This is a genomic window from Nitratireductor aquimarinus, assembly GCF_017255295.1.
Taxonomy (GTDB): Bacteria; Pseudomonadota; Alphaproteobacteria; order Rhizobiales; family Rhizobiaceae; genus Nitratireductor; species Nitratireductor aquimarinus.
Genome location: NZ_JAFKDE010000003.1, coordinates 430,432 through 446,060, shown reverse-complemented (window position 1 = coordinate 446,060; position 15,629 = coordinate 430,432). Strand labels below are relative to the sequence as shown.

Genomic DNA, 15,629 nt, shown 5'->3' with positions numbered 1-15,629 from the left:
GCAGGGACCCGAAGCGCCGAAAGTTCGGGGTCAGTCCTTGAAGACGGTCTTCACGGCCTTGGCGGTCGCATCGACGATGCGGTCGGCTTCTTCGCGCGTCAGGCAGAGCGGGGGCGCAAAGCCCAGAATGTCGCCCTGCGGCATGGCGCGGCCAATGACGCCCTGTTCGAGAAGGGCTGCGGCCATCTGCGGGCCGATCTTCTCGGAAGCGTCGAAGAACCGGCGGTTCTCACGCTCTTTCACGAACTCGACTGCACAGAGCATGCCTTCGCCGCGCACTTCGCCGACATGGGCGTGTGCGCCGATGGCGTCACGCATGGCGTTGACGAAGTAAGCGCCCGTCTCGCCGGCATTCTTGACGAGGCCGAGCTTGTCGACCAGTTCGAGATTGGCGATGCCGGCTGCCGCGCCGATGGGGTGGGCCGAATAGGTCCAGCCATGGCCGATGGGGCCGTATTCGTCCGTGCCGCGCTCAAGCACTTCCCACATCTTCTTGCCGACGATGGAGCCGGAAAGCGGCGCATAGGCCGAGGTGAGGCCCTTGGCGATGGTGATGAGGTCGGGTTCCATGTCGTAATGGATGGAGCCGAACATGGAGCCGAGGCGTCCAAAGCCGGTCACCACCTCGTCGGCGACGAGCAGGATGTCGTGCTTGCGCAGCACTTTCTGGATCGCGGCCCAGTATCCGGCCGGTGGCGGCACAATGCCGCCCGTGCCGAGCACAGGCTCGCCGATAAAGGCGGCGATGGTGTCCGCGCCCTCGCGCTCGATCAGCGCTTCAAGCTCGGCCACGCAATGGGCGGTGAACTGCTCCTCGCTCATGGCGAGGTCCGGGCGGCGGTAGTAATAGGGCGCTTCGGTGTGAACCACCTGGGCCAGCGGCAGGTCGAACTTCTTGTGGAACAGCTCAAGGCCGGTCAGCGAGCCGGTCATCAGGCCGGAGCCGTGATAGCCGCGCCAGCGCGAGATGATCTTCTTCTTCTCGGGGCGGCCGAGAATGTTGTTGTAGTACCAGATCAGCTTGACGTTGGTTTCGTTGGCGTCGGAGCCGCCGAGGCCGAAATAGACCTTGGACATGTTCTCCGGCGCGCGGTCGACAATCATCTTGGCAAGCGTGATCGAGGCTTCCGTGCCGTGGCCCACATAGGCGTGGTAATAGGCAAGCTCCCTGGCCTGCTCGGCAATGGCGTCGGCGATCTCGGTGCGGCCATAGCCGACATTGACGCAATAGAGGCCGGCAAAGGCGTCGAGCAGCCTGTTGCCGTCACGGTCCTCGATATAGACGCCGTTGCCGCCGGTCACGATGCGGTTGGGGCTTTCGCCGCGCGCATGCTGGGCCAGATGGGTCGAGGGATGGAAGAAGGCCTCGCGGTCCCACTGGTCGAGTTGGTCGTTCTTCAACAGCATGTCACTCTCCTGTTATTCTCAGACTGTGTCAGTCAGCGCTGCTCAACCGATGTTGCGGCAGACGTATTTGATGTTGGTGAAGGCTTCCAGCCCGTGGCGGGAGCCCTCGCGCTCGAGGCCGGCCTGCTTGACCCCGCCAAAGGGGATGGGCGCGCCGGTGATCTTGGTGCGGTTGACCGCGACCATGCCGAATTCCAGGCCGCGCGAAAGGCGGGCGATGCGGCTCGGGTCCTGCGTGTGCAGATAGGCGGCAAGGCCGGTTTCGGTGTCGTTCGCCTTTTTGAGCACGTCCGCTTCGTCATCGAAGGGGGTGAAGGCGGCAATCGGCCCAAACGTTTCCTCGCGGAAGATGAGCGCGTTTTCGGGCACATCGGCCAGAACCGTGGGTTCGAAGAAGGTGGGGCCGTGCCGCGACACGTTTCCGCCCGTTACCAGACGCGCGCCTTTTGCGAGCGCATCGGCGACCTGTTCGGTCTGCTTGGCGACGGCGCGCTCATGGATGAGCGGGCCTATATCGGGATCGCTGAGGCCATTGCCGACGGTCAGTTCCTCGACCTTGCGGGCGAATGCGGCGACGAAGGCGTCATAGATGGAGCGCTCGATATAGAAGCGGTTGGCGGCAAGGCAGTCCTGCCCGGAGGTGGCGAACTTGGCCGAAATGGCGCTCTCGACCGCGTGATCGAGGTCGCAATCGGCAAAGGCGATGAAGGGCGCATGGCCGCCAAGCTCCATGACCAGACGCTTCACGGTCGGCGCGGACTGCGCGTAGAGCAGGCGGCCGATCTCGGTGGAGCCGGTAAAGGAAACGGCGCGCACACGGGTTGAGGCGGTCATCGCGCCGACCACTTCGGCGGCCTTGCCGGTGAGCACGTTGAAGACGCCTGCCGGAACGCCAGCGCGCTCGGCCAGCTCGGCAAGGGCGAGTGCGGAGAACGGCGTCTCGGAAGAGGGATGCGCGACCACGGTGCAGCCGGCGGCAAGCGCTGCCGCCGCCTTGCGGGTGAGCATGGCGGAGGGGAAGTTCCACGGCGTGACGAGGGCTGCAACGCCCAATGGCTCGCGCGAAACCTGCATGTCGGCGCCCGGCAGGTGTGAGGCAACGCTTTCGACCGAAACGCGCTTTGCTTCCTCGGCGTAGAAGGAGACGAAGGAGGCGGCGTAATCGATCTCGCCACGCGCTTCAGAAAGGGGTTTGCCCTGCTCCAGAACCATCAGATGAGCGAGGTCCTCCTTGGCGGCGACGATCAAATCGTACCAGCGCATCAGGATCTGCGCGCGCTCCTGCGGAAGGAGGGCCGCCCAGCCGGGAAACGCCGCGTGAGCCGCTTCAATGGTTTCATCGACCTGTTCGGCGGCGAGTGCCGGGACGCAGCCGAGCCGCGCGCCATCGGCCGGGTTGAAGACATCCACGACCGGGTCGCCGGGGGCGGCGATCCAGTGACCGTTCGCATAGGCGTATTCGCGGAAAAGGCGCGGATCGGCGAGATCGGAAAGGGCGGTTTTCTGAAGGGCTGCAATAGCGGACATCGGCTCACTCCCAAGCGGATTTCCAGTGTTTGGATTGACTGGAATTATGCCGTTCGGGCCGCCAAATTTTCTGATGAACTTGCCATGGCGCGCCAACGTTTCTTCTGAACTTCGCGCCGTGCGCCCACTATTCCTTCTGTGTCGTATCGTCGGTGTTCACCAGAACGCCAAGCGGGAACGCGCCCGGCTGCTTCACCGGCTTGGTGACGATGTAGGTGAAATAGCGCGCCAGACCGACATTCATGTCCAGAAGCCGGTCGACCAGACGCTGATAGGTGTCGATATCGCGGGCGATGATCTGCAAAATGTAGTCGAAACCGCCGCCGACAGCCCAGCAACCGGTGATTTCATCGATCTCCTGAACGCTGCGCTCGAATCGCTGGAAGTCTTCGGCGCGGTGGCCGGCAAGCTCCGCCGCCATGAAGACGGCGATGTGCGGGGCGAGCTTCGCCAGCGCCACTTCGGCGCGGTAACCTGTGATGATCCCCGCCTTTTCAAGGCGTTTCAGCCGCTCCCAGCAGGGGGCGGGCGTGAGATTCACCCGTTCGGCCAGCGCCGCCTTGGAGATGCGGCCTTCCCTTTGAAGGATACCGAGGATTTTGAGATCGCGGTCGTCGAGCTTGAGCATGGTCAGCTCTGGATCGTCGTACCGGCTCCCGCTGTCAAGGCCCGTTCACGCGCCAGGGTGGCGATGGCCGTGTCCTGCGCGCCGGTTCCGGTGAGGTCGCAAATGGTGATCTGGTCGTCGCCGGTGCGACCGGATCTGGCTCCGGTCACGATCTCGCCGAGCTCTGCGGGCGTGCCGCCATTCCAGTCGCCGGCACGGATCGCTGCCGCCAGTTCGCCCAGTTTTTCGCACTGGCTCACACGGTCGGCGACATAGAGATCGGCGCGGGAAAGCGCTGCCGGCTGCAACTCGTTCTTGCCTTCCTGATCGGACCCCATGGCCGTGACGTGAAGGCCCGGATGAAGCCAGTCGGCCATCAGAACCGGGTCGCGCGCGGGCGTGGTGGTGACGACAAGCTGGCTTTCGGCAACGAGACGGGCCGGGTCTGCTTCAGCTTTCACGTCGATGCCGAGGATTTTGGCCAGATCGGCTGCGCAGGCTTCTGCCTTTGCCGCATCGCGCCCCCAGACGAGAAGACGGGAGAAGGGGCGTACCTGATGGGCGGCGATCATTTGCAGGCGGGCCTGCACACCGGTTCCCATGACGCCGGCGGTCTCGACACTCGACGGGGCCAGATGGCGGGCGGCGACCGCGCCGGCGGCAGCGGTGCGCACATCGGTGAGAAAGCCATTGTCGAGCAGAAGCGCTTCCACCAGCCCGGTTTTCGCCGAAAACAGGATCATCAGGCCATTGAGGCTTGGCAGGCCGATTTTCGGATTGTCGAAGAAACCGGGGCTGACCTTGATGGCGAACCCGTCGAAGCCGGGAATATAGGCGGTCTTCACATCCACCTCGCCATGAACCTGCGGAATGTCCATGGACAGGATGGGCGGCATGATGACCGCGCCCGAGGCGAGCGCGCGGAAGGCTTCTTCCACCACGTCGATCGCTTCGAGGTCGAGCCGGACGGCCTTGCGCAGATCGGCTTCGGTCAGAACGAGAATGTCATGCGGCATGGATGTGTCCCTTGAGCGTTGTGTCGCCGAGCTGCACCGCCCGGCCAGACACGATGTCGGTGAAAACCTGCATGTCGACATTGCGCCCGGTTATGAGCGTGGCCGTGGGGCCGGGGTGCCTGCCCAGCCTGCCGGAAAGCAGTGCGGCCGCGCCCACCGTACTTGCGCCTTCGCAGACCAGCCGGTCTTCATGGTAGTGCACCTGCATCGCGCGGTAGATTTCTTCCTCGCTGACGAGGATCACCTCATCGAGGAAATCGCGGCAGAGTGCGAAGGAATGGCGGTTTTCGAGCCCGATGCCGCCGCCGAGCGAATCGGCAAGGCTCGCCATTTCGGTGACTGCCACCGGTTTTCCGGCCGCAAGCGAGGCGTGCATGGCCGCGCCGTGCTCCATGGTGATGCCGACGACCCGGATCGATGGTTTGATCGTCTTGAGCGCAAAGGCGATGCCGCCGGCAAGACCGCCGCCCGACAGCGGGATCAGCACGGTCTCAAGGTCCGGGCGCTGTTCCAGAAGCTCAGGCCCGATCGTGCCCTGGCCGGCGATCACATGAAGATCGTCAAAGGGCGATATCTCGTGGAAACCCTCTTCCTCGGCGAGGCGGCGGCTTTCCACCTGCGCCTCGTCCTGGCTCTTGCCGATGATCCGCGCTTCCGCGCCCAGAGCGCGGATGCCGGCAAGCTTGGCCTCGGGGACGAGGCTCGACATGCAGATAACAGCCCGGAAGCCGCGCGCACGGGCGGCATAGGCGACGGCCCGGCCGTGATTGCCGGTCGAGCAGCAGGTGACGCCTTTCGTGCTCTCCGGCAGGCTCAGGACGGCGTTCGCCGCGCCGCGCAGTTTGAAGGCGCCGGTCGCCTGACCGATTTCGAGCTTCAGGAGAACATCGTCACCGGCGATGGCGCTGAGATAGGGCGAGGGCGGCAAAGGCGTGTCGAGCGTGGCGATGCCGGCAATGCGTTTACGGGCGGCCAGAATGTCTGCAAGGGTGAGCGACGTCATTTGGGCGCGACCGGAATGCGTGAGGTCGTGTGACACATGAAAAGGCCCCCGTAATGCGCGCCCCGTGATGCGCGAATACTTGATGATCAGAGGATTTGTACACATCATCATCCGGGTGGAGAATAGAACAACGACATTTGATGTCGTTTCTGTGCGATTCAGGCGTTCAAAAATGTGATGATGGATTAGTTGTACACAAGGTGGGAGAGCCTGATCGGTGTACGGTTTGTCCGGGTGCGTCAGCGTCCGGCTTTTCTCAGGTGGAGGAACCATGCCAGCAGCCGAAATGCCCTTCAGCGCGCAGGAATATGCCGCGCGTCTGGAAAAGACCCGCAACGCCATGGAGGCGAAGGGTATCGACGTTCTCTTCGTGGAAGATCCGTCCAACATGGCCTGGCTCACAGGCTATGATGGCTGGTCGTTCTACGTCCATCAGGGCGTGATCGTCTTCAAGGATGCCGATCCGATCTGGTGGGGCCGCGCCATGGACGGAAACGGCGCGGTGCGCACCGTCTACATGGATGATGAGAGGGTGCTGCGCTATCCGGATCACTATGTGCAGGCCAACACGTTGCATCCCATGCAGCATCTGGCGGAAATCCTGCGCATTCACGGCTATGGCAGTCAGCGCATCGGCGTGGAGCTGGAGAATTATTACTTCTCCGCCAAGGCCTATCTGGTTTTGAAGGAAGAACTGCCGAACGCCACCTTCGTCGACGCGACGGCGCTGGTGAACTGGCAGCGCGCGGTGAAATCCGAAGAGGAAATCGTCTTCATGCGCCGGGCGGCGCGGATTTCGGAAAAGATGATCGACGGCATTGTCGAACGCATCGAGCCGGGTCTCAAGAAGAACGACCTGGTGGCCGAGATCTATGCGGACGCCATTCGCGGCGTGGATGACGACTGGGGCGAATATCCGGCCATCGTGCCGCTGCTGCCGACGGGCTCCGATGCGGCCGCACCACACCTGACCTGGGACGGGCGGCGGTTCGAACAGGGGCATGCGACCTTCTTCGAGATCGCCGGCTGCTATCGCCGCTACCACGCGCCGCTCTGCCGCACCGTGTTTCTCGGGACGCCGCCGCAGCACATGCTGGATGCGGAAAAGGCGCTGGTGGAAGGCATCGAGGCCGGGCTTGAGATCGCACGACCGGGCAACCGCGCAGGCCAGATCGCCGATGCGCTCTATGGCGCGCTGGAGCGGGCCGGCATAACGCGTGACGGGCGCTGCGGTTATCCGATCGGCATTTCTTATCCGCCGGACTGGGGCGAGCGCACAATTTCGCTGCGCCGCGAGGACGAGACGGTGCTGGAAGCGGGCATGACCTTCCATTTCATGCCGGGCCTGTGGATGGCCGACTGGGGGCTCGAAATCACCGAGAGCATCCTGATCACGGAAGACGGTCCGGCCGAGGCGCTGTGCCGCCGCCCGCGCGAACTGATCGTGAAGTCGTGATCCATGCGCACTGAAAGGCTTGATAACACGACCCGCATTCTGGCCGATCTGGTGGGGTTTCCCACCATTTCGGCAGAGAGCAATCTGGAACTGATCGCCTATGCCAGCGAAATGCTGAGCGCATTGGGCGCGCGGCTTTCGGTGACGCTGGATGAAAGCGGGCACAAGGCGAACCTGTTCGCCACGCTCGGGCCGGAGGGCGATGGTGGCATCGTCCTCTCCGGCCATTCCGATGTCGTGCCGGTGGACGGACAGGACTGGACCGGCGATCCGTTTGCGCTGCGCATGGGCGACGGCAATCTCTATGGGCGCGGCACATGCGACATGAAGGGGTTTATCGCCTGCTGTCTCGCCATGGCCCCGCACTACGCCGGGCTCGACCTGAAACGGCCGCTGCATTTCGCCTTCACCTATGACGAGGAGGTGGGGTGCTTCGGTGCGCGGGCGCTGGTGGAGGAACTGGAACGGGCCGAAATCCGCCCGTCCGTCGCCATTATCGGCGAGCCGACCATGATGCGCATCATTGAGGGGCACAAGGGCTGTTTTGAATACACGACCGAGTTCCGTGGCCTTGCGGGCCATGCCTCCGGGCCGGAGCGCGGGGTCAATGCGGTCGAATATGCGGTGCGCTATATCACGCGCCTGATGGCGATTGCCGAGGAACTCAAGACGCGGGCGCCGCTCGGCAACCGGTTTGACCCGCCCTGGACGACGCTTCAGGTGGGGACGATCTCGGGCGGTGCTGCGCGCAACGTGATTGCCGATCACTGTTCTGTGGAATGGGAGATGCGGCCGGTGCGCAACGAGGATGCGGACTTTGTAAAAGACCGCATTCGCGCCTATGCAGAGCTGGAACTGAAACCGGCGATGCGCGCCGTGTTTGAGGACGCCGACATCGTGACCCACGTGATCGGCGAAGTGGACGGGCTGGAGCCGGTGACCGAATCCGAAGCGCGGCAGATCGTTTCGGAGCTGACCGGTCTTACCGAAGCGGAAGTGGTGGCGTTCGGCACAGAGGCCGGGCTCTTCCAGAAGGCGGGCATCTCGTCCGTCATCTGCGGGCCGGGTTCCATCGAGCAGGCCCACAAGGCGGACGAGTTCGTTTCCATCGAACAACTCGACCAGTGTCTTGGGATGCTCGAGCGGCTGGGAAAAAGGATGAGCTGAGGACGATGGAGCAAAAACGATGACAGGCGAGGGACGGGCGCGGTTCGAGCGGATCTATGCGCTGCTGCGCTCCCGGATCTGTCTTCTGGATTACCCGCCGGGCATGCGGCTGCGTGAAGAAGACCTCGCGGAGGAATTCGAAACCAGCCGCACGCCGATCCGGCGCGTTCTGGCGCGGCTTGAAGACGAAGGCTATGTGCGCTCGGTGCACGGTGTTGGCACAATGGTGACCGATATCGACAGCGCCTCGCTCGAGCAGGTCTACCGGCTGCGCGTGGAGCTTTCCGAACTGATCGGCCGGCTTTCGCCCATCGTGCCGGACGCGGAGACCATCGAGGCTTTCGATGTCATGCGGCGGCGCTGCGAGGCGCTGGCGAAAGCGCCGGACCAGCGCACCTTCGCGCAGCTCAACATGGATTTTCTGGATCTCCTGATGACGCTCACGGAGAACGAGCCGCTGCGGGAGTTTTCCGAACGGCTCTACTACCAGACCACGCGCTTCTGGCTGAAGACGGTGGCCGGTCTTGAGCGCCATGAAGAAGCGCTTGCCAGCGAAACGGACTATTTCCTGCGCGAAATCTCTGACATCGCCACGGCGGTTTCGTGCGGGGCGCTGGAAACGGTCGGGCAGGTGCGCCGGGCGCATGTGGCGATGAGCTATGCAAGGCTCAAGGCGCGTGCGCGCGGCGATGTGCTGCCCGACGAGGTTTAGGCGCAGTGAGTGGCTCTCTTAAGCTTCGGCCTCTTGCGCAAGGGCGCTGAGGTCTGGCAGGTCCGAGGCTCCGCCAACACGCATCACGGCTTCAGCACCACATCGATTGCCCGCTTCAAGGCACTGTTTTAGCGGCAGTTTCGAAAGCCAGGCGTCGATGAAGCCGGCATTGAATGCGTCGCCCGCACCGGTGGAATCGATGACATCCACGGGCTTTGTCGGTGCTGAAACGGTTTCCTCCGCCGTGATCGCGATGGAGCCGTCCGGCCCACGCTTCACGATTGTGAGCGGGGCGGGCGGGGTTGCCGCCTTCAGAATGCCAAGCCGCTCTGCCTCCGTTTCGTTGGGAAGGAAGATGTCCACGGCGGAAATCAGCCCGGCCAGATCGTCGCGCGCGAGCACCGCATCGTCCCAGGAGCAGTCCAGCGAAATGGACAGGCCCGCCGAACGCGCCTTCTCGATGAGGTCGGGCGCTTCGACCAGCGTGGCAAGCTCGCCGATGTGGAGATGCGCAAACGCGCCGCTTGCAACTGCCGCATCGAAAGCCCCGGGTACGGCGGGGCCGGCGCGGCGCGTCAGGAAGGCGCGTTCCAGGCCCGACGCCATGGCCACCGTGATCTGCGGATCGAGATTGGCCGGGGTTTCCTCCGATGCCGAAAGGTCGACGCCGCTTGCCTCAAGGTCGGCCATCAGGGCGCTGGCAAAGGGGCCGGATGGAAGCGCCGAGGCGAGCGAAACCGGGCGGCCGAGAGCGGCCACATAGGCTGCGGTGATGAACGCGCCGCCACCGGGCTTGATCGACAGGCCGCCGGCGAACACCTCTTCGCCGAGTGTCGGCATCTTCGGCAGTTCGGTGAAGATAAGGTCGCAGTAAAGTCGGCCCACACTCAAAACGCGGCCCGAGCGTTTGGCTCGCGTCACGGCAGGGCCTCCCCGGATTTCGCGTCGAAGAGATGCATCTCGCCGGCGCTTGCCGTCAGATTGACCGTCTCGCCGGGCTTCGGCGGCTCACGGCCGGACGCCTTGGCGATCACTTCGTAGCCATTCACGCCGACATAGACCAGCGTGTCCGCGCCAAGCGGCTCGACGATGTTGACCTTGCCGGAGAAGAGGCCCTTGTCGCCGGTCACGACCAGATCGTCCGGACGCACGCCGACCACCACGTCAGCGCCTTCGGTGGCCTTGCGGTGGGGCAGTTCGATGCCGAGACCGTCGCCGAGCTTCACGCCATTGCCGTTCCAGGTGCCCGGCAGCATGTTCATGGAGGGCGCGCCGATGAACTGGGCGACAAAGGTGTTTGCGGGCTTGTGGTAGACCTCCAGCGGCGTGCCGACCTGCTGGATATAGCCGTCCTTCATGATGACGATACGGTCAGCCATGGTCATGGCTTCAACCTGATCGTGGGTCACGAAAATGATCGTGTTTCCAACGCGTTGATGCAGCTTCTTGATCTCAAGTCGCATCTGCGTGCGCAATTGCGCATCGAGGTTGGAGAGCGGCTCGTCGAACAGGAAGACGGCAGGGTCGCGCACCATGGCGCGGCCAATGGCGACGCGCTGCCGCTGACCGCCGGAAAGCTGGTTGGGACGGCGCTCGAGAAGGTCGGTCATGCCGAGAATGGCGGCAACCTCGTCAATGCGCCTGTCCTTGTCCTCTTTCGAGAGTTTGGAGGTGCGCAGGCCGAAACCGATGTTCTTGCGCACGGACATGTGCGGATAGATGGCGTAGTTCTGGAACACCATCGCGATGTCGCGGTCCTTGGGCTCCAGATTGTTGACCAGGCGGTCGCCAATGTGGATCTCGCCGCCGGTAACCTCTTCGAGGCCGGCGATCATGCGCAGCGTGGTGGACTTGCCGCAACCCGAAGGGCCGACGAAGACGACGAATTCGCCATCCGCCACATCAAGGTCGATGCCGTGCAGCACCTCGACCTTGCCATAGGTTTTGACGAGTTTGCGAAGGTTGAGTGTGGCCAAGGGTCTACTCCTGCAAGAGTGCGCCAAAGGCGGCGTCGAGCGCGGCCCCGGCATTGGCAGCGCGGGCAAGGGCCGCGGCCTGTTGTTCTGAAAGGCTGGCAAGCGTGGCGCGGTAGGTTTCAAGCGCCTCGTTCATGGCTTTGGGCGCGGGACCGCCGAAACGTTCGCGCACCGTCACGAAATGACGCGCGCTGACGGCTTCGCCATAGGCTGCGCGGTCGAGCGTGCTGTCGCGGCCGGTCAGGCCCGTAAAGGCTTCGGAGAACGCCTCGAACCCTTCGGCGAGCGGCTTGCCGGCGGCAATGACGGCGCGGGCCGTGGCGGCTGCGATCTCATGCGCCTGCCGGAAGGACAGGTTCTCGCGGCGCACCAGCGTATCGGCCAGTTCCGTCACGGTGATGCAGGCGGCGTCGATGTTTCTGGCCACGCGCTCGCCATCGATGGAAACGGCGCTGATCAGGGCTGCCAGAAGGTCGAGCACGCGCGCGCCGCTCTGGAAAGCCGCATAGCCGGCCACCTGAACCTCGCCCTCACTGTCATTCATGTCGGTGAACGGCGTGTTGTGCATCGTGTTGACGACCGCATCGGCCCGACCACAGGTCATGGAAGCGAGGTGGCGCAGGTGCTCGATGGGCACCGGATTGCGCTTCTGCGGCATGATCGAGGAGATCTGCACGAGGCTGCCGGGCACATGGAGCTGTCCCACCTCGAAGGCCGACCAGAACTGCATGTCCTGGATCAGGCGGCCAAGATGCAGGAAGGTCAGCTTCATCGCGCTGTAGAGGCCGGTGACATAGTCGACCGAGGCGATGCAGCCATAGGAATTGCGCAGCGGCTCGGAGAAGCCCAGCAGATCGGCCATGCGGGCGCGGTCGATGGGGAAGCCGCTGGTGGTGATTGCGGCTGCGCCCATCGGGCAATGGTCGATATTGGCGCGCGCGGCCTGAAGGCGCTCGATGTCGCGAAGAAGCACTTCGACGGCAGCCGACAGATAGTGGCCGAAGGTCGAGGGCTGTGCCGGCTGGCCGTGCGTGTAGGCAACGATCAGCGTGTCGCGCTCGGCTTCAGCCTTGGCGATCAGGGCGGAGGCAAGGGCCTGCGCCTTTTCGATCAGCGTGTCGGCATGGGCCTTCAATGTGAGTTTGAAGACCGTATGGTCCATGTCGTTGCGCGAGCGGGCCGTGTGCAGCATGCCGGCGAGATCCGGTCCAAGCCGCTTCTTCAGCTCGGCCTCGACGAGGAAGAAATAGTCTTCCACCTCGCCGGTATAGGTGAGGGCGTCGACATCGACAGTCTCGTCGATGTCGATGAGCGCGCCGGCGATGCGGGCGGCGTCCTCACGCGTCAGGATGCCCGTTTCGGTGAGCATCACCAGATGCGCCCGGTTGATGGCGCGGAACGCACCCACATAATTGGCCTTCACGCCTTCAAAGAGCGGCGCAAGCACCGTGTCCTTGTAGACGGGATGGGGAAATTTCTCGTTGAGACTCATCGTTCACTTATCCCTTGAGGCCGGCCATGACGACGCCACGGATGATGAAGCGCTGGAAGATCAGGAAGACGACCAGCGTCGGCAGCGTGGAGATGGCGGCGCCCGTCATGATCAGTTCCCAGGCCACGTCCACCTCGTCGCCGAAGCTCGAGAGACCGACCGGCAGCGTGTACATCTCGGCAGAGTTGGTGACGATCAGCGGCCAGATGAAGGCGGTCCAGTTGCCGAGGAAGACGAAGATCGCAAGGGCGGCAAGGGCGGGGCGCACGAGTGGCATGGCCACCTGCCACCAGATCTGGAATTCGTTCAGCCCGTCGATGCGCGCAGCCTCCAGGAAATCGTCGGGAACGGTCTCGAAGAACTGCTTCATGAGGAAGGTGCCGAAGGCGGTCATGACGCCCGGGAACATGATGCCCCAATAGGTGTCGAGCCAGCCAAAACTCTTGCTCATGAGATACCACGGGATGACCAGCATCTCGGTCGGGATCATCAGCGTCGACAGGATGGCGATGAAGACGAGATAGCGGCCGGGGAACTTGAACTTGCAGAGCGCGTAGCCAACCAGCGCGTCGAAGAAGACGGCCGACACGGTGGTGAGGATGGCAATGACCAGCGAGTTGATGAACCAGCCGTAGAAGCGTCCGTCTTCGAGAACATAGGTGTAGTTCTCGATTGTCGGCTCTTCGGGGATCAGGTTCAGATTGTAGACCTCGAAGGGAAATTTCAGCGAGGTCGAGATCATGAACACGATCGGCATGACCATGAGGATGCCGCCGCCGAACAAGAGCACCCAGCGGATGAACTGGCCCATATTGCGCCGTGAATTGCGCGAGGAGCCGGAGAAGAGCGCGTCCGTGGACGCTTTGACTGCAATGTCCTGACTGGCCATGTCAGCTATCCTTCAGGAGACGAAGCTGGATCAGGCTGACGACCAGCAGAATGGTGAAGAGAACAACGGTCTGCGCGGCTGCGTAGCCCATGTTGAAGCCGTTGAAAGCGGTGTCATAGATCAGGAGCACCAGCGGTTTGGTGGAGTTCAGCGGACCGCCCGGATTGTTGGTGGTCATGTTGAACACCTGATCGAAGATCCGCAGGAAGCCGATCGAGGAGAAGACGACCAGGAACACGATGGTGGGCTTCAGGAGCGGAATGGTGATTTCCGTCAGCACCGTCCAGGTGGAGACGCCATCGATGCGGGCTGCCTCGTAATAGCTCTGCGGAATGGCGCGCAGGCCGGCCATGAAGATGATGACCTGAAAGCCCAGCCCAGCCCACACGGCCGGTGCGAGCACCGAAGGCAGGGCGTTGGTGGTGGAACTCAGGAATTCGATCTGCGCAAAGCCTAGGCTGGCCAGGAAATTGTTGAACACGCCGATGGGAACCGGCTGGTAGAACCAGCGCCAGACCCAGGCCATCGCCACCGCGCTCGTCATGAAGGGCAGGAAGTACAGTGCACGGATCGTGCCGTGCATGAACCGCACCTTGTCGAGGTGATAGGCGATGATGAAAGACAGGACGAGGCTGATCGGCGTGCCGAGGATCAGATACATGAAGGTGTTCTTGAACACTTTCCAGAAGACCGGATCGCTGAACAGCTTTGCGTAGTTTTCCAGTCCGACGAATTTGCGGTCGCCAAGCAGGTTCCATTCCTGAAAGGAAAGAACGAAGGCGTTGGCCGTCGGATAGAAACGGATGACGACGTAGAAGAGAACGGGGAGGGCGAGGAAAGCCCAGGCCCAGACGATCTGCTTCTGCGGTATGGATAGGTTTTTGTAAAAGCGCATGGCCCCGTCCCGGTCGGCGCCAGAGTGTCTTCGCCCGTGCCGAAGCCCGCGAAACCACCCTGTCTGTCTGTCGATGCGTCGATGCGAAGCCGGATGTGTTCACCCGGTGGCAGAAAACGCTGCAAGGGCGTCCGAACATGGTCCGGACGCCCGACAGGCCTTATTTGTTGTAATACTCGTCGAGGATTTTCTGCTCTTCCCCGGCGGCCTGGGAGACGCTCTCTTCAAGCGCCTGACCCTGCAGCTCGATGCGCTGCATCATGTCCACCATCGTCTGGCGCTGGGCGCTCTCATTGGCGAAGACCGTGGTCTTTGCGTATTCGAGACCCTTGATGAAGGGGCCGTAGACGGGGTGGTTGACATTCTCGTCGGTCATTGCGGCAGACGGTTTGGCCGGAAGCTCGCCAACGGTCTCAAGCCAAATCTGCATGGCTTCGTCGGAGGTGAGGTATTCCATGAACTTGACCGCCGCATCGAACTTCTCGCCTTCCGCCTTGGAGGTGATGGCGTTCACCCAGTAGGAGGAATAGTTCGACTTGGTGCCGTCAGGACCGGCCGGCAGCTCCGCCACGCCCCATTTGAGGCCGCGCACGTTTTCCAGCGCGCCGATGCGGAAGGAACCGTCGATGTGCATGCCGGCGCGGCCCGCCTTGAAGGCTGCCTGCGGCTCGTCCATGAACGCGGCCTTGGTGACGCCGTGTTTGGCCTGCAGGTCGTTGTAGAAGCCGAAAGCCTTGAGACCGGCTTCGTTTTCGTAGTTCACCTTCTTGTAATCATCGAGATAGGGCTCGCCGCCGAACTGGCGGATGAGCACTTCACGGATCCAGTGATGGTCCTGCGCGGTCATGCCGGTGGTGATGCCGACGGCGGTAAGGTTTCCGGCACCGTCCTTCTTGGTCAGCTTCTTTGCCGCCTCGACGAACTCGTCGAGATTGGTGGGCGGGTTCTCGATACCGGCCTCATCGAACATGCGCTCATTGTAGAAAAGCGCCAGCGAACGCACGGCCGTGGGCAGCGCCCAGTAGCTGTCGCCCATCCGCATCGCCTTGACCATGGGGAAGAACTCTTCCTCGATCTTCTCCGGCGGGAAGGTGTCGGCCGGCAGCGGCTGGATCAGCTCTGCCTCGACATAGTCGTTCAGCCAGCCATAGAACAGCTGCACGACGTCCGGACCCTGGCCGGCCGGAATGGCGGCGGCAACCTTGGTGCGATAGCTGTCATAGGGGAAATGCGTCATCTTGACGGTGATGTCGGGATTGGCCGCCTCGAAATTCTCGATCAGCTGGTCCATCGCCTTGACGCGGGCGTCGAAGAAGTACTGCCAGTATTCGATCTCGACAGCCGAAGCGCTGGTGGCCGCAGCCGTAAGCGCTGCCGTCGCAGCACCCAGGATGTAAGTCCGTAACCTGTGCAATTTCATTTTACTCGCTCCCTTTGACCGCCAGCCGCCTCTTTCCGGCTGGTTTCGGCATTCACCCTCAG

General features: G+C 62.9%; 14 protein-coding genes. 3 read left to right on the top strand and 11 right to left on the bottom strand.

Annotated features, from left to right (window positions below):
* Positions 1-30 precede the first annotated feature (30 nt).
* The 5 genes from JYP46_RS06795 to eutB form a co-directional block, all read right to left on the bottom strand.
* Positions 31-1,404: an aspartate aminotransferase family protein gene (locus tag JYP46_RS06795; RefSeq protein WP_222473965.1), complete on the bottom strand. Its 1,374-nt coding sequence runs from the start codon at positions 1,402-1,404 to the stop codon at positions 31-33.
* Positions 1,405-1,449: 45 nt separating this feature from the next.
* Entirely contained in the window at positions 1,450-2,934 is a 1,485-nt protein-coding gene (locus JYP46_RS06790) for an NAD-dependent succinate-semialdehyde dehydrogenase (RefSeq protein ID WP_206547647.1), read from the bottom strand.
* A 127-nt stretch (positions 2,935-3,061) separates the two neighbouring features.
* A complete protein-coding gene (locus JYP46_RS06785) occupies positions 3,062-3,562 on the bottom strand; it encodes an Lrp/AsnC family transcriptional regulator (protein ID WP_206547646.1) in 501 nt (166 codons plus the stop codon).
* 2 nt (positions 3,563-3,564) lie between these two features.
* On the bottom strand, positions 3,565-4,557 hold the full coding sequence (locus JYP46_RS06780; RefSeq protein WP_206547645.1) for a cyclodeaminase: 993 nt from the start codon (positions 4,555-4,557) through the stop codon (positions 3,565-3,567).
* Positions 4,547-5,560, bottom strand: a complete 1,014-nt coding sequence (gene eutB, locus JYP46_RS06775; RefSeq protein ID WP_206547644.1) for a hydroxyectoine utilization dehydratase EutB — start codon at positions 5,558-5,560, stop codon at positions 4,547-4,549. Before eutB ends, JYP46_RS06780 begins: the two co-directional genes overlap by 11 nt.
* A 271-nt stretch (positions 5,561-5,831) precedes the next feature.
* Here eutB and doeA point away from each other — a divergent pair, with 271 nt between their 5' ends.
* The 3 genes from doeA to JYP46_RS06760 are packed head-to-tail and all read left to right on the top strand — an operon-like array spanning position 5,832 to position 8,895.
* Positions 5,832-7,016 carry an ectoine hydrolase DoeA gene (gene doeA / locus JYP46_RS06770; RefSeq protein WP_206547643.1) on the top strand — a complete coding sequence of 395 codons (1,185 nt, stop codon included), beginning with the start codon at positions 5,832-5,834 and terminating at the stop codon, positions 7,014-7,016.
* Between the two features lie 3 nt (positions 7,017-7,019).
* The gene (argE, locus tag JYP46_RS06765) at positions 7,020-8,183 is read left to right on the top strand and encodes an acetylornithine deacetylase (RefSeq protein ID WP_206547642.1); all 1,164 of its coding nucleotides are present in this window, start codon (positions 7,020-7,022) and stop codon (positions 8,181-8,183) included.
* Positions 8,184-8,202: 19 nt separating this feature from the next.
* Entirely contained in the window at positions 8,203-8,895 is a 693-nt protein-coding gene (locus JYP46_RS06760; protein ID WP_113155077.1) for a GntR family transcriptional regulator, read from the top strand.
* 18 nt (positions 8,896-8,913) lie between these two features.
* On the opposite strand, the gene JYP46_RS06755 is transcribed toward JYP46_RS06760, so the two are convergent.
* The 6 genes from JYP46_RS06755 to JYP46_RS06730 all read right to left on the bottom strand — a co-directional run bounded on the left by JYP46_RS06755 (position 8,914) and on the right by JYP46_RS06730 (position 15,567).
* Entirely contained in the window at positions 8,914-9,816 is a 903-nt protein-coding gene (locus JYP46_RS06755; RefSeq protein ID WP_206545403.1) for a carbohydrate kinase family protein, read from the bottom strand.
* Positions 9,813-10,871: an ABC transporter ATP-binding protein gene (locus JYP46_RS06750; protein ID WP_113155079.1), complete on the bottom strand. Its 1,059-nt coding sequence runs from the start codon at positions 10,869-10,871 to the stop codon at positions 9,813-9,815. The genes JYP46_RS06755 and JYP46_RS06750 overlap by 4 nt, the downstream gene beginning before the upstream one ends.
* A 4-nt stretch (positions 10,872-10,875) precedes the next feature.
* A complete protein-coding gene (gene argH / locus JYP46_RS06745) occupies positions 10,876-12,363 on the bottom strand; it encodes an argininosuccinate lyase (protein ID WP_206547641.1) in 1,488 nt (495 codons plus the stop codon).
* A gap of 7 nt (positions 12,364-12,370) precedes the next feature.
* Entirely contained in the window at positions 12,371-13,174 is an 804-nt protein-coding gene (locus JYP46_RS06740) for a carbohydrate ABC transporter permease (protein ID WP_371685977.1), read from the bottom strand.
* A gap of 79 nt (positions 13,175-13,253) precedes the next feature.
* Positions 13,254-14,147, bottom strand: coding sequence for a carbohydrate ABC transporter permease (locus tag JYP46_RS06735; protein ID WP_206545400.1), 894 nt, complete (start codon positions 14,145-14,147; stop codon positions 13,254-13,256).
* Positions 14,148-14,307: 160 nt separating this feature from the next.
* Positions 14,308-15,567 carry an extracellular solute-binding protein gene (locus tag JYP46_RS06730; protein ID WP_206547640.1) on the bottom strand — a complete coding sequence of 420 codons (1,260 nt, stop codon included), beginning with the start codon at positions 15,565-15,567 and terminating at the stop codon, positions 14,308-14,310.
* Positions 15,568-15,629 lie beyond the last annotated feature (62 nt).

Coding starts and splice junctions, on each gene's coding strand:
- JYP46_RS06730 (WP_206547640.1), bottom strand. CDS start 15,567: ATGAAATTGCACAGGTTACGGACTTACATCCTGGGTGCTGCGACGGCA.
- argH (WP_206547641.1), bottom strand. CDS start 12,363: ATGAGTCTCAACGAGAAATTTCCCCATCCCGTCTACAAGGACACGGTG.
- JYP46_RS06785 (WP_206547646.1), bottom strand. CDS start 3,562: ATGCTCAAGCTCGACGACCGCGATCTCAAAATCCTCGGTATCCTTCAA.
- JYP46_RS06790 (WP_206547647.1), bottom strand. CDS start 2,934: ATGTCCGCTATTGCAGCCCTTCAGAAAACCGCCCTTTCCGATCTCGCC.
- JYP46_RS06760 (WP_113155077.1), top strand. CDS start 8,203: ATGACAGGCGAGGGACGGGCGCGGTTCGAGCGGATCTATGCGCTGCTG.
- JYP46_RS06740 (WP_371685977.1), bottom strand. CDS start 13,174: ATGGGCCAGTTCATCCGCTGGGTGCTCTTGTTCGGCGGCGGCATCCTC.
- doeA (WP_206547643.1), top strand. CDS start 5,832: ATGCCAGCAGCCGAAATGCCCTTCAGCGCGCAGGAATATGCCGCGCGT.
- JYP46_RS06735 (WP_206545400.1), bottom strand. CDS start 14,147: ATGCGCTTTTACAAAAACCTATCCATACCGCAGAAGCAGATCGTCTGG.
- JYP46_RS06780 (WP_206547645.1), bottom strand. CDS start 4,557: ATGCCGCATGACATTCTCGTTCTGACCGAAGCCGATCTGCGCAAGGCC.
- eutB (WP_206547644.1), bottom strand. CDS start 5,560: ATGACGTCGCTCACCCTTGCAGACATTCTGGCCGCCCGTAAACGCATT.
- argE (WP_206547642.1), top strand. CDS start 7,020: ATGCGCACTGAAAGGCTTGATAACACGACCCGCATTCTGGCCGATCTG.